The sequence below is a fragment of the Thioalkalivibrio sp. ALMg11 genome (assembly GCF_000377905.1).
Taxonomy (GTDB): domain Bacteria; phylum Pseudomonadota; class Gammaproteobacteria; order Ectothiorhodospirales; family Ectothiorhodospiraceae; genus Thioalkalivibrio.
The window spans coordinates 22,451-47,727 of the sequence record NZ_KB898875.1 but is presented as its reverse complement, the minus strand read 5'-3'; the positions used below and the strand labels follow the sequence as shown (position 1 = coordinate 47,727).

At 67.7% G+C, this 25,277-nt stretch carries 26 protein-coding genes; 5 read left to right on the top strand and 21 right to left on the bottom strand.

Annotated elements, in window-relative coordinates; all coding sequences use genetic code 11:
* Positions 1-14: 14 nt before the first annotated feature.
* From D578_RS0109810 to D578_RS0109795, 4 genes are all read right to left on the bottom strand, one after another.
* Positions 15-299 (bottom strand): hypothetical protein, encoded by a 285-nt coding sequence (locus D578_RS0109810; RefSeq protein WP_018949789.1) that lies wholly within the window; start codon positions 297-299, stop codon positions 15-17.
* Positions 300-648: 349 nt separating this feature from the next.
* Positions 649-2,307, bottom strand: coding sequence for a BCCT family transporter (locus D578_RS0109805; protein ID WP_018949788.1), 1,659 nt, complete (start codon positions 2,305-2,307; stop codon positions 649-651).
* A gap of 69 nt (positions 2,308-2,376) precedes the next feature.
* Positions 2,377-3,528, bottom strand: a complete 1,152-nt coding sequence (locus D578_RS0109800) for a putative zinc-binding metallopeptidase (RefSeq protein ID WP_026289289.1) — start codon at positions 3,526-3,528, stop codon at positions 2,377-2,379.
* A 112-nt stretch (positions 3,529-3,640) separates the two neighbouring features.
* A complete protein-coding gene (locus tag D578_RS0109795) occupies positions 3,641-4,942 on the bottom strand; it encodes a triacylglycerol lipase (protein ID WP_018949786.1) in 1,302 nt (433 codons plus the stop codon).
* 232 nt (positions 4,943-5,174) lie between these two features.
* On the opposite strand from D578_RS0109795, the gene D578_RS0109790 reads away from it, so the two are divergent.
* On the top strand, positions 5,175-5,654 hold the full coding sequence (locus D578_RS0109790; RefSeq protein ID WP_018949785.1) for a cupin domain-containing protein: 480 nt from the start codon (positions 5,175-5,177) through the stop codon (positions 5,652-5,654).
* A 177-nt stretch (positions 5,655-5,831) separates the two neighbouring features.
* Here the strand turns inward: D578_RS0109790 and clpB are convergent, their stop codons facing one another.
* The 3 genes from clpB to rluD form a co-directional block, all read right to left on the bottom strand.
* Positions 5,832-8,414: an ATP-dependent chaperone ClpB gene (gene clpB / locus D578_RS0109785; RefSeq protein WP_018949784.1), complete on the bottom strand. Its 2,583-nt coding sequence runs from the start codon at positions 8,412-8,414 to the stop codon at positions 5,832-5,834.
* A 326-nt stretch (positions 8,415-8,740) separates the two neighbouring features.
* Positions 8,741-9,523, bottom strand: a complete 783-nt coding sequence (gene pgeF / locus D578_RS0109780) for a peptidoglycan editing factor PgeF (protein WP_018949783.1) — start codon at positions 9,521-9,523, stop codon at positions 8,741-8,743.
* On the bottom strand, positions 9,516-10,475 hold the full coding sequence (rluD, locus tag D578_RS0109775; RefSeq protein ID WP_018949782.1) for a 23S rRNA pseudouridine(1911/1915/1917) synthase RluD: 960 nt from the start codon (positions 10,473-10,475) through the stop codon (positions 9,516-9,518). The genes pgeF and rluD overlap by 8 nt, the downstream gene beginning before the upstream one ends.
* A 79-nt stretch (positions 10,476-10,554) precedes the next feature.
* Between rluD and D578_RS0109770 the strand changes: the two genes are divergently transcribed.
* Positions 10,555-11,397 carry an outer membrane protein assembly factor BamD gene (locus D578_RS0109770; protein ID WP_018949781.1) on the top strand — a complete coding sequence of 281 codons (843 nt, stop codon included), beginning with the start codon at positions 10,555-10,557 and terminating at the stop codon, positions 11,395-11,397.
* Positions 11,398-11,662: 265 nt separating this feature from the next.
* On the opposite strand, the gene D578_RS0109765 is transcribed toward D578_RS0109770, so the two are convergent.
* The 12 genes from D578_RS0109765 to D578_RS0109710 form a co-directional block, all read right to left on the bottom strand.
* Positions 11,663-12,001 carry a P-II family nitrogen regulator gene (locus D578_RS0109765; RefSeq protein WP_018949780.1) on the bottom strand — a complete coding sequence of 113 codons (339 nt, stop codon included), beginning with the start codon at positions 11,999-12,001 and terminating at the stop codon, positions 11,663-11,665.
* Positions 12,002-12,353: 352 nt separating this feature from the next.
* A complete protein-coding gene (locus D578_RS0109760) occupies positions 12,354-14,048 on the bottom strand; it encodes an NAD+ synthase (protein ID WP_018949779.1) in 1,695 nt (564 codons plus the stop codon).
* Positions 14,049-14,055: 7 nt separating this feature from the next.
* Positions 14,056-14,931 carry a succinate--CoA ligase subunit alpha gene (sucD, locus tag D578_RS0109755; protein WP_018949778.1) on the bottom strand — a complete coding sequence of 292 codons (876 nt, stop codon included), beginning with the start codon at positions 14,929-14,931 and terminating at the stop codon, positions 14,056-14,058.
* The gene (sucC, locus tag D578_RS0109750; RefSeq protein WP_018949777.1) at positions 14,928-16,088 is read right to left on the bottom strand and encodes an ADP-forming succinate--CoA ligase subunit beta; all 1,161 of its coding nucleotides are present in this window, start codon (positions 16,086-16,088) and stop codon (positions 14,928-14,930) included. The genes sucD and sucC overlap by 4 nt, the downstream gene beginning before the upstream one ends.
* 68 nt (positions 16,089-16,156) lie before the next feature.
* Positions 16,157-16,537 carry an aspartate 1-decarboxylase gene (gene panD, locus D578_RS0109745; protein ID WP_018144141.1) on the bottom strand — a complete coding sequence of 127 codons (381 nt, stop codon included), beginning with the start codon at positions 16,535-16,537 and terminating at the stop codon, positions 16,157-16,159.
* A 329-nt stretch (positions 16,538-16,866) separates the two neighbouring features.
* On the bottom strand, positions 16,867-17,745 hold the full coding sequence (panC, locus tag D578_RS0109740; protein WP_018949776.1) for a pantoate--beta-alanine ligase: 879 nt from the start codon (positions 17,743-17,745) through the stop codon (positions 16,867-16,869).
* Positions 17,746-17,900: 155 nt separating this feature from the next.
* Positions 17,901-18,695, bottom strand: coding sequence for a 3-methyl-2-oxobutanoate hydroxymethyltransferase (gene panB / locus D578_RS0109735; protein WP_018949775.1), 795 nt, complete (start codon positions 18,693-18,695; stop codon positions 17,901-17,903).
* 34 nt (positions 18,696-18,729) lie between these two features.
* Positions 18,730-19,380: a deoxynucleoside kinase gene (locus D578_RS0109730; RefSeq protein WP_018949774.1), complete on the bottom strand. Its 651-nt coding sequence runs from the start codon at positions 19,378-19,380 to the stop codon at positions 18,730-18,732.
* Positions 19,377-19,919 (bottom strand): 2-amino-4-hydroxy-6-hydroxymethyldihydropteridine diphosphokinase, encoded by a 543-nt coding sequence (folK, locus tag D578_RS0109725; RefSeq protein ID WP_018949773.1) that lies wholly within the window; start codon positions 19,917-19,919, stop codon positions 19,377-19,379. Before folK ends, D578_RS0109730 begins: the two co-directional genes overlap by 4 nt.
* The gene (pcnB, locus tag D578_RS0109720; RefSeq protein WP_018949772.1) at positions 19,916-21,352 is read right to left on the bottom strand and encodes a polynucleotide adenylyltransferase PcnB; all 1,437 of its coding nucleotides are present in this window, start codon (positions 21,350-21,352) and stop codon (positions 19,916-19,918) included. The genes folK and pcnB overlap by 4 nt, the downstream gene beginning before the upstream one ends.
* 52 nt (positions 21,353-21,404) lie before the next feature.
* Positions 21,405-21,875 (bottom strand): NUDIX hydrolase, encoded by a 471-nt coding sequence (locus D578_RS0109715; protein ID WP_018949771.1) that lies wholly within the window; start codon positions 21,873-21,875, stop codon positions 21,405-21,407.
* A complete protein-coding gene (locus tag D578_RS0109710; protein ID WP_018949770.1) occupies positions 21,872-22,312 on the bottom strand; it encodes an RNA-binding S4 domain-containing protein in 441 nt (146 codons plus the stop codon). The genes D578_RS0109715 and D578_RS0109710 overlap by 4 nt, the downstream gene beginning before the upstream one ends.
* A gap of 106 nt (positions 22,313-22,418) precedes the next feature.
* Between D578_RS0109710 and D578_RS0109705 the strand changes: the two genes are divergently transcribed.
* Together D578_RS0109705 and D578_RS16170 are read left to right on the top strand one after the other, a co-directional pair.
* Complete coding sequence (locus D578_RS0109705) at positions 22,419-23,108, top strand: glutathione S-transferase family protein (RefSeq protein WP_018949769.1); 690 nt, start codon at positions 22,419-22,421, stop codon at positions 23,106-23,108.
* A 387-nt stretch (positions 23,109-23,495) separates the two neighbouring features.
* On the top strand, positions 23,496-23,702 hold the full coding sequence (locus D578_RS16170; protein WP_018949768.1) for a hypothetical protein: 207 nt from the start codon (positions 23,496-23,498) through the stop codon (positions 23,700-23,702).
* Positions 23,703-23,998: 296 nt separating this feature from the next.
* Here the strand turns inward: D578_RS16170 and fur are convergent, their stop codons facing one another.
* Positions 23,999-24,424, bottom strand: coding sequence for a ferric iron uptake transcriptional regulator (gene fur, locus D578_RS0109695; protein WP_018949767.1), 426 nt, complete (start codon positions 24,422-24,424; stop codon positions 23,999-24,001).
* 98 nt (positions 24,425-24,522) lie between these two features.
* Between fur and D578_RS0109690 the strand changes: the two genes are divergently transcribed.
* Positions 24,523-24,885, top strand: coding sequence for an outer membrane protein assembly factor BamE (locus tag D578_RS0109690; protein ID WP_018949766.1), 363 nt, complete (start codon positions 24,523-24,525; stop codon positions 24,883-24,885).
* A gap of 36 nt (positions 24,886-24,921) precedes the next feature.
* Here D578_RS0109690 and D578_RS0109685 read toward each other — a convergent pair whose 3' ends face one another.
* Positions 24,922-25,275 carry an RnfH family protein gene (locus D578_RS0109685; RefSeq protein ID WP_051076339.1) on the bottom strand — a complete coding sequence of 118 codons (354 nt, stop codon included), beginning with the start codon at positions 25,273-25,275 and terminating at the stop codon, positions 24,922-24,924.
* Positions 25,276-25,277 lie beyond the last annotated feature (2 nt).

Sequence of the window (25,277 nt, the reverse complement as noted above, 5' to 3'; positions counted from 1 at the left end):
ATGGCCGATGGCGATCAGTTCTCGCCGGGGCGCCACACGCCACTGGCCTCCTGCGGCGGCGGGGCCGCCTGCTTGCGGCTCTCGACGTCCACGAACACCGACTCGGCGAACTCGGAGAGTTGCTTCAGATACTCCTTGCGCTCGTTCACCGACTCCGGCATCTGCGCGACCATGAACCCGGTAATCGCACTCAGGTACTGCACGGCCACAATGGGCTGCTGCGCCTTCGGGTCCACCTCGACCAGCAGATCCTGGACCTTCTGAATCAACTCGCCGGACAACTGCAGGGTATCGCTCATGGGGTTCCTCTCGCGGTTCGTGAAATCGTTGCGCACAGGCTACGGCAAGCCCCGCCACCCCGAAAGTGGACGCAGGATGCGCGGGCCTTTCTCCGCGGTTCAGGGCTGGTTGTGTGTTCACCACGAAGCACACGAAGGCACGAAGAAGGTCAACTTCAAGAGCGATTTGAACCACGGAGAACACAGAGAAAAGAAACGAACGTGGTAACGCCTGGGTAGCGAAGGCGCAGTTCGATGCGCTTTTCCCTTCAACCCAGATTTTGTCCGTGTCCTCCGTGCCCTCTGTGGTAGCAGGCTTTTGACCTTCTTCGTGCCTTCGTGTGCTTCGTGGTGGAAAACGGGGGCCGCGTCAGGAACGGCGAGGGTCATCGTCTTCGTCGCGGGCCTCGGGGGCGTCGTCTTCCTGGTCGAAGTCCTCGTGGACGCGGTCCGGGGGGACCGTCCAGGGCTCGCTGGGGGCGATCGTATGTTCGCCCGGGCGCGGGGCATAGCGTTCGTCTTCCAGGGCACGCATCAGGCCGACCACCATCATCAGCATCACCAGCGAGAACGGCAGTGCGGCGAGGATGACCGCGTTCTGCAGGACCTCCAGCCCGCCCGCCAGCAGCAGCACGCCGGTCACCAGCCCGATCATCGCGCCCCACAGGATCAGGTGGATCGCCCGGTGTTCGGTGGAGCCATGGGCCAGCAGGGTGTTGATGACCACGATGCCGGCATTGGCGGAGGTCAGCAGGTAGGTGGCGATCAGCACCGTAATCAGCACGGCGCCAGTCTGCGCGATCAACCAGGGCTCCAGGGTCTCCATGGTGGCGAAGGTCGCCATGGTCAGGTCCTCCGCCACCTGATCGGCAATGTTCGCGATGCCCTCGACCTCGGCGTGCAGGGCCGTACCGCCCAGCAGTGCGAGCCAGAAGAAGGTAATCAGCGTCGGCACCAGCAGCACACCCATCACGAACTCGCGCAGCGTGCGCCCGCGCGAGATGCGTGCGATGAACAGCCCGACAAACGGCGCCCAGGCCAGCCACCAGCCCCAGTAGAAGACCGTCCAGTCGGAGTGCCACCCGTCCAGGTGGTGGGCATGGGTGTACAGCGACAACCCCAGCAGGTTCTGCATGTAGCTGCCGCTGGACTGCACCACCAGCGCCAGCAGGTACTGGGTCGGCCCCCATACCAGCAGCAGTCCGAGCAGCGCGACACTGAGCCACAGGTTGGCCTGGCTGACCCGCTGCACCCCGGCCTGCATCCCGGCCACCACCGACACGATCGCGGTCACCGTCAGCAGCGCCGTCAGCAGCAGGAGACCGCGATCCCCTTCCAGCGAGATGCCGGCGGTGTGCGCCAACCCGGCCTCCAGCTGCTGGATTCCCAGCCCCAGGGTCGTCGCGATCCCGAAGACCGTGGCCACGATGGCCAGCAGATCCACCAGATCGCCCGGCCAGGTATGGCTGTATTTTCCGATCAGCGGGTGCAGGGCCGAGCGCAACGCCAGCGGCTGACCCTTGCGGAAGCTGAAATAGGCCAGGATCAGCGCCAGCAGCGCGAACACGCCCCAGGCGTTCAGCCCCCAGTGGAAATACGTCAGCACCATCGACATGTCCGCGGCGGCCGCCTGATCGCCGTTCTCGAGCAGGAACGGATTGCCGCCGTAATGCGACAGTGGCTCGGCCACCGCCCAGAACAGCAGCCCGACGCCCATGCCGGCGGCGAACAGCATCGACAACCAGGACAGCGTGGTGAACTCCGGCACCTCGTCGTCGCGCCCCAGGCGAACGTCCTTGTAGCGCCCCACCCCGAGCCAGATCACCATGACCAGGAAGAAGGCCATGATCACCACGTAGTACCACTCCAGAAGCGGCGTCACGAAGGCCCGCGCATCCCCCACCACGGCGCCCAGCTGCTCGGTGCGATAGACCCCCAGCAGGGCGATGATCACCACCAGGATCAGCGCCAGCGGCGCAACACGCGGGTTCAGCCCCTTGAACGGGCCGCGGGTGGCAACGTTGTACATCTCGCGTCCTTTCGCTTGCGGTTGGGTATCTTTCGGGGACCGGGTGTTTGCCGGTCCGTGGCCGACCGATCAGGGAGCGGCGGCGCCCACCGGCTGTGCACGGGTGCCCGTGCGGAAATCCTGAATGACCTGATGCACGAATGCCAGTTTGGCGATCGCGGTGGCGGTCAGCACGAAGGGATAGACATGCGCGTGGCCCATGCTGCGGTTGAGGCTGTTCAGCGCGCTGACCAGCGGCAGCCAGTGCTCCAGCAACAGGTCGAAGTCGGCCGTGGCATAGGCGTCGAAGGCCGGTAGATTCCCCTGCGCCCCCAGCCGCGCCGAGGGCCCGGCGACAGGCTCGATGTCCATGTTGTAGGCGGAGGCCGTGTCCAGCGTATCCACGATGTGCAGGTAGTGGGCCCAGGTCTCGGCCCAGTCTTCCCAGGGGTGCGAACTGGCATAGGCAGACACGAACGACGCCTGCCAGTCCGCCGGCGGACCGCCGGCGTAGTGGCGCCGCAGGGCCTCGTCGTAGTCCGCGCGTTCGTCGCCGAAGCGCTCGCGAAAGTCGGTATGCCAGTGGGTGCCGCGAATCAGACGGTCCCAGTAGTAGTGCGCGGATTCGTGGCGAAAGTGGCCGAGAATGGTGCGATAGGGTTCGGCCATCGCCTCGCGCATGCGTTCACGCACGGCGGGGTCGGCCTCGGCGATATTGATGGTAATGAGCCCGTTCGCGTGACCGGTGACCACGCCACCGCCCTCGCGAAACTCGGGGGCCGGGTCGGCCAGGAAATCGAACGCAATCCCCCCGGGATCGCTTTTCCTCGGCACCACCGGAAGGCGCAGGCGCAGCAGGCCGTATACCAGGCGTCGCTTCTCGGTCTCCAGGCGCTCCCACAGCCGCGCATTACCCGGCACGCTGAGGTCCGGGATGGTGCGATTCAGGCGGCAGGCCTGGCAGAAGGGCTGGGACTCGTCATGCGGAACCATCCAGTTGCACACCGCGTCCACCGCGTAGTGCCGGCACTGGCGATAAAGCCGCCCGTCCGGCTCGTCCGCCACCCGCCACAGTCCACCGGGGATCGGTCGGCCACGGGCACCCACAGCCTCCCCCGCCGGCGCCATGGCAGAGACCTCCAGACGGTCTGGAAGAAACCCCAACCGGTGGCCGCAGCGGGTACAGAAGGTGTTGTCGAAATACACCCCCTGCCCACAGACCTCGCACTCGAATAACTGCATCGCGCTCCCCGCTGGCTGGCCTGCCGAGGACGTCCAGGCGGCAGGCATGCCTTCAGACTACGCTGATCCCATTGCGCCGTCGCGGCCACAGACCCAAGACGCCGACACAAGATCAGTCCCCAGGCACCCCGGACAGGAGCCCGTCCACCCGCTCCAGCACCAGTGGATGTGACAGGATGCCGGCGTGAGTGGCCGCCACCCCGAAGACCGAGGCCGCCTCGCGCTGCGCGGGCGGGTGCAGCATGCTCGCCAGCGTGAGCACCCCGTCCGCGGTGGCGCGCGCGCCCCCCTCCCCGCGCTGGTAGCCGAACAGCAGATGCAGTTCGGTCGCCGCCGCGCCGGCATCCGCGAACAGGCCTTCCAGGTAGGCGCTGCCCGGCGCCATGTCGCGCCATACCGGGACCACCACCGGCGAGCGGTCGACACCCCGCTGAGCGCGCTCGTGCCCGGCCCAAGGCGTGGACAGGGTGATCATGGCCGGAACGGTCGCCGCGGCCCCGCGCTGAGCACGTTCGTTCAGGAAGCCGCGGGCGACCAGTCCGCCCATGCTGTGTGCCACCACCGGCAGTGACTCGACGCCGTGGCGCACCTCCAGCTCCTCGACCACCTGTGCCAGGTGCGCCGCGGCCGACTGCAGCGGCAGCCCGGAGGCGTAATAGTAGAACCAGGGCTGGTAGCGCTCGTGGTCCAGGGCCTCCAGCAGCCCGGCGAAGTCCCGCGGCGAGCCGTTCATCCCGTGCACGAACAGCACCGGCGTCCGTGCGGGATCGTACGGCTCAAGAAAGTACACCCCGGCATACCCCGCCAACACGAAATCCAGCGGGCGCCACTGGCTGCCCCGCGCCACCTCGGTCGCGAAGCGCGGATCATCCAGATGGGCAATCTCGCCGTAGGCCGTCACCCGGCCCAAGCTCAGCGGCACGGCGTCCGGCGCCGCGCCGTCCGCAGGACCACGCGTATCCGGCAGGCGAATGGCGTGCGCCAGGCGATCATTCCCGTTCACGCGGATATCGATCCCGGTCAGCCGTCCGCCAGGGCCACAATCCAGCGAATCGCCACCCGCGACGTGCTGGACCGGTGCGCCGGCCGGATGCGCGCGATCGCCATCCTCGTCGCGGAAGGCCAGCACGCTGTAACGACCGGGCTCCAGGGCAAAGAACCAGCTCCCGCCGCGCGCGCTCACCACATGATCCGCCGGCTCGGGCACAACGGCGCCGGCGCCCGGCTCGCGGAACACCGCCACCACATAGGGCCCGGTCCGTTCCAGGCTATCCGCCCCTTCGTTCGACCCTACCGTACCGCTGATCACGCAGGCCCCGCCTATGCGCGCCAGTTGCTCTCGCGCATCCAGCAGCGAACACCCCATCAGCCCCAACACCACCGCCAGGACGGCACACACCCGCAACACAGCCATTCCGAACATCCCTATCCGACAACTCCCAGACCCCGAGTGTAGCGACCCGGCAATCGTGGCGCTGCCCGGTGCCCACCAACCGCAACATCCGCCCCCCTACCGCAAGATCATGGAAGCCACCCCGGCTGGAACCAGCCAGGATTACAGGCAAAAGCCCGCCCGGTCAGCCACACCACGACAACGCCCACCCGGAGCGCAGCCGGGTGAAGCCATGCCCCACAGGAGGTGCATCATGTCCAAACACGATATCCGGCCCACCGGGGCCATACCCCGCCTTGCATCGGCCGCAGCCGCCCTCGCGCTGGTCGCCGCCTGGACGGCGGTGACGGCGGACCAAGGCCCGGCCTTCATCCACGAACCCGATTCCCCCGACCTCGAATGGGGCCGGTGCCCGGCCTTCATGCCGGACGGCTGCCGGCTCGCCGTGCTGCAGGGTGACCCGGCGCAGCCCAATGCCGACGTCTTCTTCCTCCTCCCCGGCAACACCACCGCGCCCCACCACTGGCACACCAGCGCCGAACGCATGGTGCTCGTCAGAGGCAAGATGCAGGTCGATTACGACGACCAGGACCCGGTCGTGCTCCGCCCGGGCACCTATGCCTACGGCCCGGCCCGGCTGGCACATACCACCCACTGCATGTCGGACGAGGACTGCATCCTGTTCATCGCCTTCGAGGAACCAGTGGACGCCCAGGCCACCCACGACCCCTGAGCCCGTCACTACCCAACCACCACCGCCGGATGCGGCCATCTGCCGCATCCGGCCTCTTCACTCGACTCCCGCCCCCGCGCAGAATCCGCCCCGCAGTCCGTTGCCCCCGCTCAGCCCCGGACAAAAAAAGGCCCGCACAGGGGCGGGCCTTTTCGTCCGGGGGACAAGGCGGACCGGTCAGGCTGCAACCGCGGCCCTCGTGAAGGTGAGCTGGTCCCCGGCCATATCCACCTCGATGGTGTCGCCGGGGCCGAATTCGCCGGACAGCAGCGACTGCGCCAACGGGTTTTCCATCTGCGTCTGGATCGCCCGCTTGAGCGGACGCGCGCCATACACCGGGTCGAAACCGGCGGCGCCCAGGTGATCCAGCGCGGCGTCGGTAATGGTGAGCCCCAGATCGCGCTCCTCCAGGCGGTCGCGCAGGAACTGCAGCTGGATGCCAGCGATCGCCCGGATCTGCTCGCGCTCCAGCGGGTGGAACACCACCACGTCGTCCACGCGGTTGATGAACTCGGGGCGGAAGTGCTGCCCGACGATCTCCATCACCGCGGCCTTCATTGCATCGTAGTTCGCCTCGCCGGCCATCTCCTGGATCTGCTGCGAGCCCAGGTTGGAGGTCATCACGATCACCGTGTTGCGGAAGTCCACGGTGCGACCATGACCGTCGGTCAGACGACCATCATCCAGCACCTGCAGCAACACGTTGAAGACATCCGGGTGCGCCTTCTCGACCTCGTCCAGCAGGATCACGGAGTACGGCTTGCGGCGCACGGCCTCGGTCAGGTAACCACCCTCCTCGTAGCCGACATAGCCCGGGGGCGCCCCGATCAACCGCGCCACCGAGTGCTTCTCCATGAACTCGGACATGTCGATGCGCACCATGGACTCTTCGGTGTCGAACAGGAATGACGCCAGCGCCTTGGTCAGCTCGGTCTTGCCGACCCCGGTCGGGCCGAGGAACAGGAACGAGCCATTCGGCCGGTTCGGGTCGGACAGGCCCGCCCGCGAACGGCGGATGGCGTTGGCCACTGCGTGCACCGCCTCGGTCTGGCCGACCACGCGGTCGCCAACGGCCTCTTCCATGCGCAGCAGTTTGTCCTTCTCGCCCTCCAGCATCTTGGAGACCGGAATGCCGGTCCAGCGCGAGACCACCTCGGCGACCTCTTCGTCGGTCACCTTGGTGCGTAGCAACTGGGTTTCCTGGCTCTCCATCTCGTGGGCCATGGCCAGGGACTTGTCCAGATCCGGGATGCGCCCGTACTGCAGCTCGGACATGCGCGACAGATCGCCGGCGCGGCGGGCGGTCTCCAGCTCGGTACGCGCACGCTCGAGCTCTTCCTTCAACTGGGCGGCTCCGGACACCGCGGCCTTCTCGGACTTCCAGACCTCGTCCAGATCGGAGAGCTCACGCCCCAGGCGATCGATTTCGCCCTCCAGGGTATCCAGCCGCTTCTTCGAGGCGTCGTCGGATTCCTTCTTCAGCGCCTCGCGTTCGATCTTCAGCTGGATCAGACGCCGCTCCAGGCGGTCCATGGACTCGGGCTTGGAGTCGATCTCCATACGGATGCGCGAGCTGGCCTCGTCGATCAGATCGATCGCCTTGTCGGGCAGCTGGCGGTCGGTGATGTAGCGCTGCGACAGCTGCGCGGCGGCAACGATCGCCGGGTCGGTGATCTCGATCCCGTGGTGGACCTCGTAGCGCTCCTTCAGCCCGCGCAGAATGGCGATGGTGTCTTCCAGCGTGGGCTCGTCCACCACCACCTTCTGGAAGCGACGTTCCAGCGCGGCGTCCTTCTCGATGTTCTGGCGGTATTCGTCCAACGTGGTCGCGCCGATGCAGTGCAGCTCGCCGCGTGCCAGAGCCGGCTTGAGCATGTTGCCGGCATCCATCGCGCCCTCGGCCTTGCCGGCGCCGACCAGCGTGTGGATCTCGTCGATGAACAGGATCACGCGACCCTCTTCCTGCGAGAGCTCCTTGAGCACGGACTTCAGCCGCTCCTCGAAATCGCCGCGGTACTTGGCCCCGGCCAGCAAGGCGCCCAGATCCAGCGCGAGCACGCGCTTGTCCTTCAGCCCCTCGGGCACCTCGCCGTTGATGATGCGCTGGGCCAGGCCCTCGACGATCGCGGTCTTGCCGACACCGGGCTCGCCGATCAGCACCGGGTTGTTCTTGGTGCGCCTCTGCAGGACCTGGATCGAGCGGCGGATCTCCTCGTCACGCCCGATCACCGGATCCAGCTTGCCCTGCTCGGCGCGCTCGGTGAGATCGATGGTGTACTTATCCAGCGCCTGGCGGTTCTCCTCGGCGTTCGGGTCGTCCACCTGGGCGCCGCCGCGCATGTCGTCCACGGCCTTCTCCAGCGAGTCCTTGTTGGCGCCGGCATTGCGCAGCATCTCACCCACGCCAGCCTTCTCGGCGATCGCCGCGAGCAGAAACAGCTCGCTGGGGATGTACTGGTCCTTGCGCTCCTGAGCGAGCTTGTCGCAGACATTCAGCAAGCGCCCCAGGTCGTTGGAGACATGCACCTCGCCCGCGGCGCCCTCCACCTTGGGCAAACGGTCCAGCGCCTCGCCCAGTGCCGAACGCAGCTGGCGCACGTTGGCGCCGGCACGGTCGAGCACGTGCCGAATAGTGCCGCCCTCCTGGTCCAGCAGGGCCAGCAGGAGGTGGGCCGGTTCGATGAACTGGTGATCGCGGCCTACCGCGAGTGATTGTGCATCCGCGATGGCGGACTGGAACTTGGTCGTCAGGCGATCCATTCGCATTGGGAAACCCCTCGGTCAAATCTGGATGAACTGACACCAATGATGGGGACAATCCCCTGACCTTCAAGGATAGACGGACGGAAACCCCCGCATCAGACAAACGCCAACGCCGTCCCGAACAAACGCCGGGCGTTCCGTCCAGCGGTTACTCGCTGCGCTCGCCCTTCGGGCCGGCCTGCGACCGTTCAACGCGCTTCGCGCTTTTGTGCCACGGCCCCTGCAGGGCCTCGCAACGACGGGGACAGGAGCACCGTCATCGCGAGGAGCGCAGCGACGCGGCGATCTCCATGGGCAACCACACGCCGGACCGAGCGTCGGGGTTATCGCAGGCGTCCGGGATCGACCCAGACGAGCGTGCCCATGCGCCCGGTCTCACCATCGCGGCGGTAGGAGAAAAAGGTATCCGCCTCGGTGAAGGTGCAATGCCCGCCACCGGCGACCCGCGCTACCCCGGCCCGCTGCAGGCGCTGCCGCGCCAGCAGGTAGAGATCCGCCAGCAGGCGGCCCTCGGCGCCGGGGCAGAACGCGGCAACGGCCTCCGGGTCGTGCGCGACAAAGGCCTCGCGCACCTCGGGGCCGACCTCGAAGGCCGCGGGGCCGATCGCCGCCCCCATCCAGGCCTGGATCGGCATCCCCGGACGCAGCGTCTGCAGGGCCTCCACGCTGGCCTCCAGCACACCGTCGGCCAGCCCGCGCCAGCCGGCATGCGCCACCCCGACCGCCGCCCCATCGGCGGTCGCCAGCACCACCGGCAGGCAGTCGGCAGTCTGCACCGCACAAACCACCCCAGGCTGGTCGCTGACCACTGCGTCGGCCTCGCCCCCGTCGCCGGCCTCCAGCGCCGCATGCAGCGCATCGGCGGTGATCACGCCGGTGCCGTGGACCTGGCGCGGCCAGGCGATCGGCGCGGCCAGCCCCAAAGACGGTTCCAGCAGACGCCGATTCTCCGCCACATGCTCGGGGGCATCGCCGGTATGCAGCGCCAGGTTCAGCGCGGCCCAGGGCCCGGTGCTGACGCCGCCCGCCCGGGTGGTCTGCAGCGCGCGCACGCCGGCGGGCAACTCGCCGGGGGATGGCGCCAGCAGGGGCAGGGCCTCAGGCATCACCGGCCTCCCGGGCATCGGCGCGCAAGGCCGCGAGCAGGGCCTCGAAGTCCTCCGGCAGCGGGGCCTCGAACGCGCAAGGTTCGCCGCTGGTCGGGTGCTCGAACTCCAGGCGCGCCGCGTGCAGGGCCTGGCGTTTGAAGGCCGCCACCGTGGCCTTGGCCGCCTCGCCCATGCCCTTGACCGGACGCGGGCGTCCGCCGTAGGTCAGGTCCCCGACGATTGGATGACGGATATGCGCCATATGCACGCGGATCTGGTGGGTGCGGCCGGTCTCCAGGCGCACATTCAGCAGGGTATGGGAGGGGAAGCGCTCGGCCACGCGGTAATGCGTGACCGCGGGCTTGCCGCCGCCGGTCACCGCCTGGCGCTTGCGATCCACCGGGTGGCGCCCGATCGGCTCCTCGATGGTGGCACCGCTGATCACCCGACCCTGGACCAGGGCACGGTATTCACGGTGCACGGTGCGCGCCTGCAACTGGCGCACCAGGGCGGTCTGCGCCTCCGGGGTGCGCGCGACCACCATCAGTCCGGTGGTGTCCTTGTCCAGGCGGTGGACCACGCCCGCGCGCGGCAGCTGCGCCAGCTCCGGGGCGTGATGCAGCAGGGCATTGACCAGTGTGCCGTCACGATGCCCGGCCGCTGGATGGGCCACCAGCCCGGCCGGCTTGTTGATCACCAGCACCGCCGCATCCTCGTACAGGACATCCAGTGCAATGGCCTCGGGCTGCGCCGCCAGCACCGGGGCATCCGGCGCCAGCAGCTCGACCCGCTCGCCCCCTCGAACCGGCGTGCGCGGGCGCGGCGAGGCGCCGTCCACCCGCAACGCCCCCTCCTTCAGCCACTGGGTCAACTGGCTGCGCGAATACTCGGGGAACAGCTGCGCCAGCGCGGCATCCAGGCGCTGCCCGGCCGCCTCCTCCGGAAGATGGGCCTCACGCGGTTCACTCATTGCGCGCCCTCCCGCTCGTCGCCACCGGGGCTTGATGTTGTAGAATCCTTGGACTTTGGTTCATCTGTGAGGCCTCGCCGTGATTTCTGTCCCGCACCTGTCGCGCCTGTTCGTCGTTCTGTTCGTGGCGCTCGTGGTCGCCGGCTGCGCCGGGCGCGAAGACCCCACGCTCGGCTGGTCTGCCAGTCAGCTCTACGGCGAGGCCAAGAATGCCCTGAACGAGGGCAACTACGATCAGGCCGTCGAATACTACGAAAAACTCGAGGCGCGCTACCCGTTCGGGCGCTACGCCCAGCAGGCGCAGATCGAGATTCCCTACGCCTACTACAAGGCCGGCGAGCCGGAACCCGCCCTGGCGGCCGTGGACCGCTTCGTGCAGCTGAACCCGCGCCATCCTAACCTGGATTATGCGTACTACCTGCGCGGGCTGATCAACTTCAACCGCCAGCAGGGCTTTCTCGCCAACCTGTTCCCGCGCGACCCGGCCGAGATGGACCCTGAGCCCTTCGACCAGGCGTTCCAGGACTTCGACCGCCTGATCCGCGAATTCCCGGACAGCCGCTACGCGCCGGACTCGTACCAGCGCATGCTCTACATCCGCAATGCGCTGGCCGCCTATGAACTGCGCGTGGCGGAGTTCTACATGGAGCGTACCGCCTGGGTCGCCGGGGCCCAGCGCGCACGCAACGTGATCGCCACCTACCCCGGGGCCGAGGTCATGCCGAAGGCCCTGGCCGTGCTGCACCGCGCCTACACCGAGCTCGGCCTGGAAGACCACGCCGAGAACACCATGACCGTCCTGGAACTGAACTACCCGGATGCCGCCGTCGCCGTGCGCGCCGGCGAGCCGGTGGAACTGGAAGGCGAGGAACGCCGCGGCCTGTGGCGCGTCATGGACCGCATCCCCTTCCTGACGAATTAAGCGGGGAAAGCGGCTCAACAGTAAAGCCATCCCTGGCCAGCACCCCGCACCACCTTGGGGGTGGCACCGTCATTGCGAGGAGCGCAGCGACGCGGCAACCTCCTGACGCTGGCAGAGCGTCAGGATCCGGTGGTTCCGGACGTAGGTTACTCGCTACGCTCGCCCTTCGGGCCGGCCTGGGGCCGTTCAACCCAGCTTCGCTGCTTTTGTGCGAGGCCCCGCCCCTGCGGGGCCTCGCAATGACGGTGCCCGTAACTCCGCCGTTCTAGAGGGCTTCGCTGCCCTCTTCGCCGGTGCGGATGCGGACCACGCGGTCCATGGCCGACACGAAGATCTTGCCGTCCCCGATCTTGCCGGTACGTGAGGCCTTCACGATGGCATCGATGCAGGGATCGACACGGTCGTCATCCACCACCAGTTCCAGCTTCACCTTGGGCAGGAAGTCGACCACGTATTCCGCGCCCCGGTAGAGCTCGGTGTGGCCCTTCTGGCGGCCGAAACCCTGGACCTCGGTCGCGGTCATACCGGCAATGCCCATCTCGGTCAGGGCCTCGCGGACATCTTCCAGCTTGAACGGCTTGATGATCGCCTCGATCTTCTTCATGCGAATCCCTTTGGTTGAGCCCGCTGCGCGAGCGCTTGTCTCACATCTGGAAGTGTATCAAACCCCCGGCCCTGCGCTGATAGATCCAACCCCGCGCGCGTCCCGTGCCCCCGCCATTGCGAGGAACGCAGCGACGAAGCACCGTCATCGCGAGGCGCGCAGCGCCGTGGCGATCTCGCTGGGCGACCGCGACGCCGGCCAAAGCGAACGTCGGGGGTTCCGGACGGAGGTTACTCGCTACGCTCGCCCTTCGGGCCGGCCTGCGGCCGTTCAACGCAGCTTCGCTGCTTTTGTGCCGCGTCGGCTTCGCCTCCTCGCAATGACGGGGGCCAGGTACGGCGTCGGGGATCACTCAGTCCGGGCGATAGCCCGAGGTAATCGGGTAGCGCCGGTCGCGGCCGAAGGCGCGCGGGCTGACCCGCACCCCCGGCGCGGCCTGGCGCCGCTTGTACTCGGCAATAAATACCATGCGCGCGATTCGCTCCACCGTAGGCTGGTCAAAGCCCTGGGCGACGATCTCGTCAACCGACTGCTCCTGCTCGACGAACGCCTCGAGGATCGCGTCCAGCACGTCGTACGGCGGCAACGAGTCGGCATCCTGCTGGTCCGGGGCCAGCTCGGCGCTGGGCGGACGCTCGATCACCCGCGGCGGGATCGCCGCGCCGCGCGTGTTGCGCCAGCGCGCCAGGCGGTACACCCACTGCTTGGAGACGTCCTTCAGCGGCGCAAAACCGCCGTTCATGTCGCCGTACAGCGTGGAGTAGCCCACCGCCATCTCGGACTTGTTGCCGGTGGCCAGCAGCAGCTTGCCGCTGCGGTTCGACAATGCCATCAGCAGCACGCCGCGGGCACGCGCCTGCAGGTTCTGTTCGGTCACGTCCCCCGCCCCGGCCGGGTAGGCGGCCAGGGCATCCCCCAGCCCGGCCATGAAACTCTCCACCATCGGCTCGATGGCGATCTCGTGGTACTCGATCCCCAGCAACCGCGCCTGCGCCTCCGCGTCCTCGATGCTCATCGAGGCGGTATAGCGGTAGGGCATCATCACGGCCGTGACCGCGGCCGGACCCAGCGCATCCGTTGCCAAGGCCGCGGTCAGGCCGGAGTCGATGCCGCCGGACAGGCCCAGCAACACCCCCGGGAAGCCGTTCTTGGCCACGTAGTCGCGGATGCCAATCATCAGCGCCTGGTAGAGATCGCGTGCGTCCGCCTCGTCCGGTTCCGGGCCGGGATCGGTCAGGGTCGGAAGGATGCCGCAGGCGGACAGGTGCATGTGTTCGTCACGAGGCCGAAGGACCGGCCCCTGCGCACTGCGACTTACCTCCACCTGGCCCTGGCCGGTGGCCCAGGCGGGCAGTACGGCGCGGGCCCCGCTGACCGGGTCATGCACGAACGAGCGGCCGTCGAATACCAGCTCGTCCTGCCCGCCCACCTGGTTCACGTAGACCACCGGGCAGCCGGTCTCGGCGACCCGCGCCCCGACCACCTGCAGGCGTTCCTCGGCCTTGCCGCGATGATAGGGCGAGGCGTTGAGATTCAGCAGGACCCCGGCCCCGGCAGCTCGTGCCCCGGCAGCCGGACCCGGCTGCCAGATGTCCTCGCAAACGGTCAGCCCGATGCTCCAGCCGTCCAGTTCGACCACACAGGCGGCATCGCCGGCGACGAAATAGCGCTGCTCGTCGAACACCGAATAGTTGGGCAGGACCTGCTTGGCGTAGCGCGCGATACAGGCCCCGTCGCGCAGCCAGAGGGCCGCGTTGATCAGGCCGGCTTCGCTGCGCACCGGGGCGCCCAGGATCACGTCGATACCCCGCGCCGCCTTGGTGATCGCCGCCACCGCACGGTCCACGCCCAGCAGAAATGCCGGGCGCAACAACAGGTCCTCGGGGGGATAACCGGTAACCGCGAGTTCCGGGAAAACCACCGCGCGGGCGCCACCGGCGCGGGCCTGCTCGATGGCCTCCAGGATCCGGTGGCGGTTGTCGTCCAGCCCACCCACGACCGGATTGATCTGGGCCAGGGCCAGACGCAGGGGCTGGTCAGGGGCCATCGGCGAGTCAGGCGCGGGCGAGCGCGGACTGCATCGCGGCACCCAGCTCGGCCGGGCTCTCCGCCACGGTCGCGCCGGCCTCGCGCAGGGCCGTCATCTTCTGCTCCGCGGTGCCTTGTCCGCCGGCGATGATCGCGCCGGCATGGCCCATGCGCCGGCCTGGCGGCGCCGTGGCGCCGGCAATATAGGCGGCCACCGGCTTGTCGAATTCGTCCGCGATGTAGCGCGCGGCGCGTTCCTCGGCATCACCGCCGATCTCGCCCACCATCAGCACGCCTTCGGTCTCCGGATCGTCGCGGAACAGGCGCAGACAGTCGACAAAGTCGAGGCCCTGGATCGGGTCGCCGCCGATGCCCACGCAGGTGCTCTGACCGAGCCCGAGGTCCGAGGTCTGCTTGACCGCCTCGTAGGTCAGCGTGCCCGAGCGCGAGATGATGCCGATGCGCCCGCGACTGTGGATGTAACCGGGCATGATCCCGACCTTGCAGGCATCCGGGGTGATGATGCCCGGGCAGTTCGGGCCGATCAGCCGGGTGGGGCTGCCGGCCAGCACCTGTTTGACCCGCACCATGTCCTGCACCGGGATGCCCTCGGTGATGCAGACCGCCAGCTCGATCCCCGCGTCCGCCGCCTCGCAGATCGCGTCCGCTGCGAACGGCGCCGGGACGTAGATCATGCTGACCGTGGCACCGGTCTTCTCCACCGCATCGGCCACGGTGTCGAACACCGGCCGGTCCAGGTGGCTTTGTCCGCCCTTGCCGGGCGTCACGCCGCCGACCAGGCGGGTCCCGTAGGCGATGGCCTGTTCGGAATGGAAGCTGCCCTGCTTGCCGGTGAAGCCCTGGCAGATCACCTTCGTGTCGCGGTCGACGAGGATGCTCATGCCACGGCCTCCACCACGGCGCGCGCCGCCGCATCCAGATCGGCGGCCGGGATCACGTCCAGGCCGGAATTGGCCAGGGCCTCACGGCCCTGCTCGGCGTTGGTGCCCTCGAGGCGCACCACCACCGGCACCTGAATCTGCACCTCGCGGATTGCCGCGATGATGCCCTCGGCGATGAGGTCGCAGCGCACGATGCCGCCGAAGATGTTCACCAGCACCGCTTCCACCGACGGATCCGACAGGATCAGCTTGAACGCCGCGGTGACCCGCTCCACCGTCGTGCCGCCACCAACATCGAGGAAGTTGGCCGGCGATCCGCCGTGGAGCTGGATCAGATCCATGGTCGCCATCGCCAGCCCGGCGCCATTGACCATGCAGCCGATCGAGCCGTCCAGACGGATGTAGTTGAGGTCGTGTTCGTGCGCCTGTTCCTCGGCGGGGTCGCGCTGGCGCACGTCGCGCTCCGCGAACAGCGCCTTCTGGCGGTAGGCCGCGGAGTCGTCGATGGTCAGCTTGGCATCGATCGCCAGCAACTGGTCCTCATGGGTCAGCACCAGCGGGTTGATCTCGAGGAGCTGCGCGTCGAGTTGCTGGAACAGGGCATGGGCATTGGTCACCAGCTGCGCCACCGCCTTCGCCGCATCGCCGGAGAGACCCAGGGTGGCGGCGACCCGGCGGCCGTGGAACGGCATCACGCCAGTGGCCGGATGAATCGGCAGGGTCACAACCGCCTCCGGGCGCTCGGCCGCCAGGGTCTCGATGTCCATGCCGCCCTCGGCGGAGACCACCAGCGCCAGGCGTTCGCGCGAGCGATCCACCAGCATCGCGAAGTAGAACTCGCGCGCAATGTCCGCCGCCGGCTCCAGCAGCAACTGGTCCACCGGCAGCCCCTCGGGGCCGCTCTGGCCGGTCACCAGGCGCGAGCCCAGCAGCGTTTCCGCCGCCTCGCGCGCGGCATCGACGGAATCCACCATCACCACGCCACCGGCCTTGCCGCGGCCGCCGGAGTGCACCTGGGCCTTGACCAGCCCGCGCTCGGCACCCAGCGCATGCCAGGCCTCGGAGACCTGCTCGGCGGCGTCGATCACCTGACCTTCGGGGACGGGGATGCCGGCGTCGCGAAAGCGGGCCTTGGCCTGGAATTCGTGGAGATTCATGGGCGTCGAGGATAGCGGCGCAGCACCGGCCCGACAACTGCGGGAGGCGCGCGCGAAGGAGAGTGTTCTTAAGCGGCCTGGACCGGGATGCCGTTACCGGTACGCACGATGCGGTTACCGGCGTCGAGATAGACCAGGTCGGGCGTGAATTCGCGGGCCTCGGCGGCCTCCATCTGGCCATAGGCGCAGATGATCACGCGATGGCCCACCGCGGCCTTGTGCGCGGCCGCGCCGTTAACCGAGATGATCCCGGAGCCGGCCTCGCCCTCGATCGCGTAGGTGGTAAAGCGCTCGCCATTGTCGACGTTGTAGATCTGGATCTGCTCGAACGGCAGGATGCCGGCGGCGTCCAGCAGGCGAGTGTCGATGGCACAGGAGCCCTCGTATTCCAGCTCGCAATGCGTGACCCGGCCCTGATGCAGCTTGCCTTTCAGCATGGTGACAAACATACGGCGAATTCCCGGCTTGAACCTCGGAAGGGCGAAAAATTATCCGCGATCCTGGCGGCTACGGCAAACGTGCCTTCTCGGGTCGATGGTTTTTCACCACAGAGGACGCGGAGGACACGGAGAACTTCAAGGGCGATTTACAGCAAGGCTGAGTACCGGAAGAGTCACAGAACAGAACGGTCGACGGCGCTCGGGGGCCAGCAAGAACATGGCCTCCTTTCGGCATTACGCATCTCAATCGTTACCGTTTAACGTTCCCGTTCTCCAGTGAGTTGCCCCTGACCTTCTGCGTGTCTTCGTGCGCTTCGTGATAGCCCAAACAAACGGGGTCAGTCGGTATGGGTGCGGACGTTGTCGATCAAGCGGACGCCTTCCAGCCAGGCGGCGGCCAGGACCACCAGGTCCTGCTCGGCCAGGGGCACATCGGTTTTCGGCTCCATCAGGTCTTCCGCACGGCGGATGGAGAGGTATTCGGGGTCGAAGCCGGCCTCGCGCAGACGATCGCTGGCGCGGGCCTCCACCTCGCCGATGCGGTCGGCATCGAATTTGGTGGCCGTGCGGCAGACGGTCGCCGCCTCGTCCAGCACCCGCTTGAGCTCGGGTGCCACGGCCCGCGCCTCTTCCGACAGCTGGCTGTTGCGTGAACTGAAGGCCAGCCCGTCCGGCTCGCGCACGGTCGGGACTGCCTCCACCCGGGTGGGGATGTCCAGCCCCTGCACCATGCGCTCGATCAGCTTGAACTGCTGGTAGTCCTTCTCGCCGAACAGGGCCAGATCCGGGCGCACGAGGTTGAACAGCTTGGTCACCACGGTGGCCACGCCCTCGAAATGCCCCTGGCGGTAGTTACCCTCCAGGATCTCCGAGAGCACCGGCACCACCACCTGCACCGGGGGCATGCCGTCGGCAGGGTACATGTCCTCGTCGGTGGGACAGAACAGGGCATCCACACCGGCCTCGGTCGCCAGCCGGGCATCCTCGTCGAGGGTGCGCGGATAGCGCTCCAGATCCTCGGCGCGGTCGAATTGCAGCGGGTTCACGAAGATCGATACCACCACCCGCTGGGCACGTGCCCGGGCATGCCGGATCACGGTCATATGGCCCTCGTGCAGGTTACCCATCGTGGGTACCAGGGCCACGGTGCCGCGCCCCTTGCGCGACCACTCTCGATGCATGGCCACCAGTTGCGGCCGATCACGCAGAATTCTCATAGGCCAGGATCCATCCGTTGGGAGACGCGGTTAAAGAGACGCTGATTCATGTACACGCTCGCGTTGGTGCCCCATGTTCCCAGATCCTGCGTTGCGCCGCTTGTCTCGGAACACTTGGGGTACTAACGCAAACATGTACATCAATCAGCGGCTCCTTAACTGAAGGTATGCACGCCGGATTCGGGAAAAGTTCGCGCTCGCACGGCGTCACAGTATCCGCGCACGGCGCCCTCCAGGGAACCGCCATCGGCAAGGAAATCGCGCGCGAAACGCGGCGGCTCGGGCGTCAGGCCGATCACGTCGGTCAAGACGAGCACTTGGCCATCGCAGCGCGGGCTGGCGCCGATCCCGATCACCGGGACCCCTGCGCTGCGCACGATGACATCGGCCAGGCTCTCGGGGATGCCCTCCAGCAGCAGGGCCTGGGCCCCGGCGTTCTCTAGCTGCGCGGCCAGGGATTCCAGCTCCGCCGCCGCCTTCGGGTCGCGCCCCTGCACGCGGTGCCCGCCCAGACGGTGCACCGCCTGCGGGGTCAGGCCCAGATGGGCACAGACGGGAATCCCGGCGGCGACCAGGCGCTCGACCACGGCGACTTCCATCCCGCCGCATTCCACCTTGACCATGTGAGCCCCGGCGCGCAGGAGCGCGCCGGACTGGGCCAGCGCGGTAGCGGGATCGACATCGCCGAGGAATGGGATGTCGGCCATGATCAGCGCGTTCTCGCTGCCGCGGGCCACGTTGGCTACATGGTAGACCATGTCCTCCAGCGTAACCGGCAGAGTGGTCGCATGCCCCTGGACCACCATGCCCAGGGAATCGCCGACCAGGATCACGTCGACCCCGCAACGATCCAGCAGCCCGGCAAAGCCGGCGTCGTAAGCGGTCAGGCAGACGATCGGCTCGCCCGCCTGCTTGCGCTTGGCCAGGGTGTTCACGGTAATCGGACGCATGCTCATGCCTCCCGGGCAGTCCGGCTTGCCAGCCTCAGAGCGAGATCGGCAACGGGTTGAAGTAGTGCCGCCCGCCCTGGATCGGCTCCAGGAACTGCACCAGCTGGTCAAAGTCGGCCGGGTTGTTCACCCAGTCGATCTCGGTGGCGTTCACAATCACGAGCGCCGGTCCTTCGAAATGATAGAAGAATTCCGCATAGGCCGCGTTCAGTCGCTCCAGATAACCGGCCTCGATGTGACGTTCGTACGGTCTTGCCCGACGGCGGATACGGTCCTGCAGAACCTCCACCGGGGCCTGCAGGTAGACCACCAGGTCCGGGCGCGGCAGACCGCCGCGCAGATGGCGGAACATCTCGCGGTAGATCTCCAGCTCGTCCGGATGCAGGTTCAGTTCAGCGAACAGTGGGTCCTTGTCCATCAGGTAGTCGGACACATGGCGCTGCTCGAACAGGCCCTTCTGCGCTAGCGGCGTCAGCTGGCGCACGCGCTGCACCAGGAAGTGCAGCTGGGTCGCCAGGGCGTGCTTGTCCGGTTCCTGATAGAAACGATCCAGGAAGGGGTTGTCGTCCGGTTCCTCGAAGATGCCCTCGGCCCGCAGGTGCTCGGCCAGGCGCTTCGCCAGGCTCGACTTGCCGACCCCGATCGGGCCCTCCACCGCGATGAAATCGAAATCGGCGAGGCTCATCCGCGCCCCTCCGCAGTCGCCACGGCCTCCTCCGGTTCCGCGATCGGGATCAGGCTCGCACCGTCGAAGCGCTGCGCCAGCCGCTCCAGCGGACCCGCTCCCGGGATCTGCAGCGACGGGGCCAGCTCGAGCAGCGGCAGAATCACGAAGTCGCGCTCGGCGATCCCGGCGTGCGGCACCCTCAGCCCCGGCAGATCCAGCGACTGCTCGCCGAACAGCAACAAGTCCAGATCCAGCAGGCGCGGTCCCCAGCGGGTACCGTCCCGCTCGCGCCCGCAGGCGCACTCGATTGCCTGCAGCCCCGCGAGCAGGTCCAGCGGCTCCAGCCGGGTGTGCAGACGGGCCACGGCGTTCACGTAGTCGGGCTGGTCCTGCGGGCCCATCGGCGGGTTCCGGAACAGCCGCGAGCGCCCGATCAGACGCGTCTGCGGCAACTCGCGCGCCAGCCGGGCAAAGGAATCCCGCACCTGCGTCTCGGGATCACCCAGGTTCGCGCCGATCCCGATGTACGCGTGCACGCCGCTGGCAGGCACGCTCATTCGCCACCCCCCGATTCCGGGGTTGCCCCCGAATCGGCGCTCTCGCCGGCGCCGCCCTTGCGCCCCCGACGCCGGCGCCGGCCGCCACGGCGTGACTTGCTCTTGGCTCCAGCCTTGCCATCCCCTTTGGGAGCACCCTTGCCCTGGGCACCCGCCATGGCCTTCTGTGCGTCCTCGTCCAGCTCCTGGATCTCGGTCCACCAGCTACACAGCTCGGGGTCGGCATCGCCGGCGCGGGCGCGCAGGCAGAGAAAGTCATAGCCGGCACGAAAGCGTGGATGCGTCAGCAGGCGCAACGCGCGGCCACCACGGTGGCGCTCCAGCCGTGCCTGCAGTTCCCAGATCTCGCGTACGATCAGGCTGAAGCGTTTGGGAATGGAGACCGTCTTCACCTGACGATCCAGCACCTCGGCCATCGCCTGCTGCCAGGCCGGGATCTCCTGTTCGTCGGCCGCGATCCGTTTGGCCGCCGCTACCTGCACCGGGGCCCAGAGGATGGCCGCATAGAGGAACGCCGGGTTCACGCCCAGGCCCTCGTTAATGCGCTTGTCGGTATTCAGCAGCGACTCGACCAGGAACTGGCGGCGCTCGGGGCCGACGTCCGGATCGGCAAAGCAGGCCGCAGCCTCGGGGAACATCGGCTCGAACAGGCCGAAGCGTTCCAGCTCGTCCAGGCAGGTGACCGCCGCACCGCTGTGAAACAGTTTGATCACCTCGTCGAACAGCCGCGCCGGGGCCACGGCCTGCATCAGCGAGGCCAGATCAAAGATGCCGGCCTCGACCTCCGGCGCGATGGTCAGACCCAGCTTGGCGGCGAAGCGGACCGCACGCAGCATGCGCACCGGGTCCTCGCGCAGCCGGGTCTCGACGTCGTCGCCAATCAGGCGCAGCTCGCCCGCACGCAGATCCTCAAAGCCACCGGTGTAGTCCAGCACCGAGAAGTCCTCGATGTCGTAATACAGCGCGTTGATGGTGAAGTCGCGGCGGATCGCATCCTGCTCGATGGTGCCGTAGCGATTGTCGCGCAGGATACGGCCTTCCTCGCTCAGCGCGACCTGGCCTTCGTCCTCTGACTCGTCGTCGTGCGGCGCGCGGAAGGTGGCCACTTCGATCATCTCGCGCCCGTACAGCACATGCGCCAGACGAAAGCGACGCCCGATCAAACGGCAGTTACGGAACAGGCCGCGCACCTGCTCGGGGGTGGCGTCGGTGGCGACATCGAAGTCCTTCGGCTCGCGCCCCAGCAGCAGGTCGCGCACGCCACCGCCGACCAGGCAGGCGCGGTAGCCGGCCTCGCGCAGGCGATAGAGCACCTTCAGGGCGTTGTCGTCGATTGCCGCGCGCGAGATGCCGTGATCCGCACGCTCGTAGACGCGCGGTTCCGGCAGTTCGCTGTCGGGCCGGGACGGGGTTGCGGGGTCAGCCTTTGTCACGCGATACCGTATCGGTGGTCGAAAGCGCCGTATGGTAACAGCTTGGCCGAATTCATCCCGCTTTTTGCACCGGACGCGGGGCGGCGGTTTCGCCGGTCAGGCGCCAGCGCCGATAGTCGTCGAGGATGCGTCGGTGGTCAAAGACCAGCACCTGGCCCGAATCTTCCGGGTCCAGCCAGGCGCAGTCGGCGGCGTCATCGCCGGCTTTGGCCTCGCCCCGGCCCCGCGCGATGTAGACCGCACTGACGGTGTGCCCGCGCGGGTCGCGCTCCGGGTCGGAATACACCCCCAGCAACGCCTCCAGCTCGACCTCCAGCCCGGTCTCTTCGCACGCCTCGCGCACCGCGGCATGCTCGGTCGACTCACCGACGTCGACGAAGCCGCCGGGCAAGGCCCAGCCGTGCGGGGGGTTGTGGCGCTCGATCACCAGCACACGACCGGGCTGCGCCGGGTGGTGGATGACCATATCGACCGCCAGCCGGGGCGTGACGGGCGGACCGCTCGAGCCTTCGGGGTTGTTCACTCGGATTCACTCCTGTCGCTGCCGTCCTGGCGAATAAAGCGGCGGATTTTGCGCCGCTCGCGCTTGTCCGGTCGCCGGCTGGGGGCGCTGTCTGCGACCGCGCGCTGGGCGCGCCGGCGTTCGCTTTCGGCCTCGCGCCGGGTCTGGCTTTGTTCGGTCTCGGTGTACAGCGCCTGGGCCTCGCGCGCCGGCCGGCGTTGATCGCTCAAATCGACAACATCCAGCTCCCAGACCTGCGGGCCGCGGTGGATGGTCAGGCGATCACCGGTGTGCACCCGGCGCGCCGGCTTGCAGCGCTCGCCGTTCACGTGGACCTTGCCGCCGCCAACCGCCTCGCTGGCGAGGGCGCGCGTCTTGTAGAAGCGCGCCGCCCATAGCCATTTGTCGATCCGCAGCCCGGCACTGGGGGCCCCGTTGCGGCCGTTACCCTTGCCCAAGGCTTTCCCGCGGCATCACGAGGGGAGACAATGCGCCACCTTTGAAAGCGAGGAACCGGCGACCCGGATCGGGCCCCTGCCCCACCTGCGGACGCCGAAGACCACCATGAATCTGCCGCATCTGCACCTGATCAGTTTCGCCATCTGTCCGTTTGTTCAGCGTAGCGTGATCACGCTGAAATACAAGGAGGCGCCGTTCGAGCTGAGCCTGATCGATCTGGCTGACCCGCCGGACTGGTTCCGCACGCGCTCGCCACTGGGCAAGGTGCCGCTGTTGATCGTCGACCACGACACCGTGCTGTTCGAGTCGGCCGTAATCAACGAATACATCGATGCCATTACCCCGCCCGCGTTGATGGCGACCGACCCGCTGGAACAGGCGCGCACCCGGGCCTGGATCGAGTACCTCTCGGAGCAGACCTTTGCCCAGTACCACTGGATGACCGCGGCCACCGAGGACGCCTTCGAGCTGGCGCGGCACACCGCCGCGCGCGGGCTGGAGCGTCTGGAACAGCAGATGACGCAGGATGACCGCCTGGCCGCGCCCGGCTTCTCGCTGATCGACGCCACCCTGGCCCCCATCCTGATGCGCTACGCGCTGCTCGAAGATCCGGACAGCCCCTGGGAGGCCGAAGCCTTCCCGCGCCTGGCGGCGCGCTGGGACCAGCTGCGCGAGATGCCGGCCGTGCGGGACTCGGTCCCGACCGACTTTGCGGCGCAACTGGCCGACTACCTGCGCCAGCAGGACGGCTTTGCGCCAGCGCATTTCGCGCCGCAGCTCGACGCGTCCGCCTGACCGAGGCTTCACCCGACCGCCTACCCCGGTGGTCGGACTCGGCCCATCAACCGCCGGGTTGAGTCTGGTCATGGTTCGACATCTGGTGTTTACGCTGGCTTCGGTCCGCCGCCTGCCACGCGCTCTCTCGCGAGCGCACCGCGAGGTACTTCTTTGCTCGTGCAAAGAAGTACCCAAGAAACACGCCCGACTGCCGCGACCCCGGCCCGCTGCGCGGGCCGGGGTTTCCCTCGCTCCGAGGCTTTTCGCGGGCGGCGCTGAACTCGCTACGCTGCGCTTCGCTCAGACATCCAGCGCCTTGAATCCCGCGAAAAGCCTCTCCGCTCGGCGCGACGACAACGGGGAGGTAGGTCAAGACAACGGCTATCCCAGCGTTCTTGCCAGTGGATGATGGCTAGGTCTTCGAGCATCTTCGGCACGCTCGGCCTTTGGCCGTTGCGTGCCGCGCCCGCGCGGCGGGCGCCGGGGGCTTTCGGGCGGCAATGCCTATGGTTAGGCGGAAGCGTGGGGATACGGTTGGTTTTGACCTTCTCCTCCCGTATGGAGCCCCTCGCGGAGGGCGTGATGGGCCGGGAGAAGGCGCTGGATGTCTGAGCGGAGCCGCAGGCGTAGCGAGTTCAGCGCCGCCGGCCCAGCGCGTCCGGAGCGAGGTTCCCGGGCGAAATCCGGGTGCCCTTCTTTGGGTACTTTCTTGGGCAAGCAAGAAAGTACCTCGGGGCGCGCTGGCGAGTCAGCGCATGGCAGGCGGCCGGACGAAGCCCCCGTAAACACCGATCGCCGAACCGGGACCAGCCACTCCTGGGCGAACAATAGCCCGCAAGCGGGCAGGCATCACACGCCGTGTGTGACGCATTGGCGCGACTGGGACAGCGGCTACGGGAAGCGCGTGGTCAGGCGGGGCGGTGGGGGCAGGCGCTGTCGTTGCAGTCGCCGTACAGGACCAGGGCATGGTCCTTGATGGCAAAACCGTGATGCTGGGCGATCTCCCGCTGACGGCGCTCGATGGTTTCGTCGAAGAACTCCTCGACTCGCCCGCACTGGTTGCAGACGATGTGGTCGTGGTGCCCGCCGCGCTCCAGCTCGAATACCGCCTGGTTGCCCTCCAGATGCAGCCGGCAGACCAACCCCGCCGCCTCGAACTGGGTCAGCACGCGGTACACCGTGGCCAGACCGATCTCCTCGCCGGAATCGAGCAGCTCGCGATAGATCGCCTCGGCCGTCAGATGACGGGTTTCCGAGCTCTCCAGGATCTCGAGGATCTTCATCCGCGGCAACGTGACCTTGAGTCCGGCCTTCTTGAGATTGCTCGTTTCCATTGCCCGTTTTCCCGGTCCCGTCCGCTTGAGAGAGGCGGGACGCTTTGGTGTACCATGCGCGTTCACGGCCCACCAGACGCCGAGGACCGCCCGCTCAGATGATCAAGATTCTCATTTCTATCGCCGTGGCCGCAAGCCTGCTGAGCGCCTGCGGCGGCCTCAACCAGTTCCGTCTGGATGTCCAGCAGGGCAATGTGATCGACCCCGTCCAGGTGGCTCAGATCCAGCCCGGCATGACCCCGCAGCAGGTCCGCTTCCTGATGGGATCGCCCCAGCTGGAGCCCGCCTTCCGGGCCGACGACCGCTGGGACTACGTCTACTATCGCCGACCGGGCTTCGGCGCGACCGAACGCCAGCGAGTGACCGTGCATTTCGACAACGGCGTAGTCAGCCATGTGGATACCGACATCCCGCAGCCGGTGGCGCTGGACGAGCATCCGGTAGACAGAGACAACGACTGACACCCGCGCGCGGCATCTCGCCGCCGCGAGCCCCTGCTACTCCTTCGCGCTGTCCGCCGTCTCGCCCTTGGGTCTCTCGCCGGCGGCGTCTGCGTCGCCCTTGCCCGGCTTCTTCTTGCGCCCCTTGTCAGCGCGCTGGCGACGCACCTCCTTCGGGTCCGCAATCAGCGGGCGATAAATCTCGATACGGTCGCGCGGGCGAAGCACAGTGTCCCGACGGGTGATCTTGCCGAAGATCCCGACCTTGGCGTTGTCCAGATCGATCTCGGGGAACTGCAGCTCGATCTCCGACTGGCGCAGCGCGATATCGACCGTAGTGCCCTCGGGCACCACCAGCGGCAGGATCACCTGCCGGTCGGGCCGCGCGTAGGCCACCTCCACCCGGATCATGC

Coding starts and splice junctions, on each gene's coding strand:
- D578_RS0109760 (WP_018949779.1), bottom strand. CDS start 14,048: ATGGCCCCTGACCAGCCCCTGCGTCTGGCCCTGGCCCAGATCAATCCG.
- D578_RS16170 (WP_018949768.1), top strand. CDS start 23,496: ATGATGGCTAGGTCTTCGAGCATCTTCGGCACGCTCGGCCTTTGGCCG.
- pgeF (WP_018949783.1), bottom strand. CDS start 9,523: ATGCCTGAGGCCCTGCCCCTGCTGGCGCCATCCCCCGGCGAGTTGCCC.
- sucC (WP_018949777.1), bottom strand. CDS start 16,088: ATGAATCTCCACGAATTCCAGGCCAAGGCCCGCTTTCGCGACGCCGGC.
- D578_RS0109765 (WP_018949780.1), bottom strand. CDS start 12,001: ATGAAGAAGATCGAGGCGATCATCAAGCCGTTCAAGCTGGAAGATGTC.
- D578_RS0109685 (WP_051076339.1), bottom strand. CDS start 25,275: ATGATCCGGGTGGAGGTGGCCTACGCGCGGCCCGACCGGCAGGTGATC.
- D578_RS0109800 (WP_026289289.1), bottom strand. CDS start 3,528: ATGCAGTTATTCGAGTGCGAGGTCTGTGGGCAGGGGGTGTATTTCGAC.
- clpB (WP_018949784.1), bottom strand. CDS start 8,414: ATGGATCGCCTGACGACCAAGTTCCAGTCCGCCATCGCGGATGCACAA.
- panC (WP_018949776.1), bottom strand. CDS start 17,745: ATGAGAATTCTGCGTGATCGGCCGCAACTGGTGGCCATGCATCGAGAG.
- D578_RS0109790 (WP_018949785.1), top strand. CDS start 5,175: ATGTCCAAACACGATATCCGGCCCACCGGGGCCATACCCCGCCTTGCA.
- D578_RS0109810 (WP_018949789.1), bottom strand. CDS start 299: ATGAGCGATACCCTGCAGTTGTCCGGCGAGTTGATTCAGAAGGTCCAG.
- D578_RS0109705 (WP_018949769.1), top strand. CDS start 22,419: ATGAATCTGCCGCATCTGCACCTGATCAGTTTCGCCATCTGTCCGTTT.
- D578_RS0109795 (WP_018949786.1), bottom strand. CDS start 4,942: ATGGCTGTGTTGCGGGTGTGTGCCGTCCTGGCGGTGGTGTTGGGGCTG.
- D578_RS0109805 (WP_018949788.1), bottom strand. CDS start 2,307: ATGTACAACGTTGCCACCCGCGGCCCGTTCAAGGGGCTGAACCCGCGT.
- panD (WP_018144141.1), bottom strand. CDS start 16,537: ATGTTTGTCACCATGCTGAAAGGCAAGCTGCATCAGGGCCGGGTCACG.
- rluD (WP_018949782.1), bottom strand. CDS start 10,475: ATGAGTGAACCGCGTGAGGCCCATCTTCCGGAGGAGGCGGCCGGGCAG.
- sucD (WP_018949778.1), bottom strand. CDS start 14,931: ATGAGCATCCTCGTCGACCGCGACACGAAGGTGATCTGCCAGGGCTTC.
- D578_RS0109690 (WP_018949766.1), top strand. CDS start 24,523: ATGATCAAGATTCTCATTTCTATCGCCGTGGCCGCAAGCCTGCTGAGC.
- D578_RS0109730 (WP_018949774.1), bottom strand. CDS start 19,380: ATGAGCCTCGCCGATTTCGATTTCATCGCGGTGGAGGGCCCGATCGGG.
- panB (WP_018949775.1), bottom strand. CDS start 18,695: ATGCGTCCGATTACCGTGAACACCCTGGCCAAGCGCAAGCAGGCGGGC.
- fur (WP_018949767.1), bottom strand. CDS start 24,424: ATGGAAACGAGCAATCTCAAGAAGGCCGGACTCAAGGTCACGTTGCCG.
- folK (WP_018949773.1), bottom strand. CDS start 19,919: ATGAGCGTGCCTGCCAGCGGCGTGCACGCGTACATCGGGATCGGCGCG.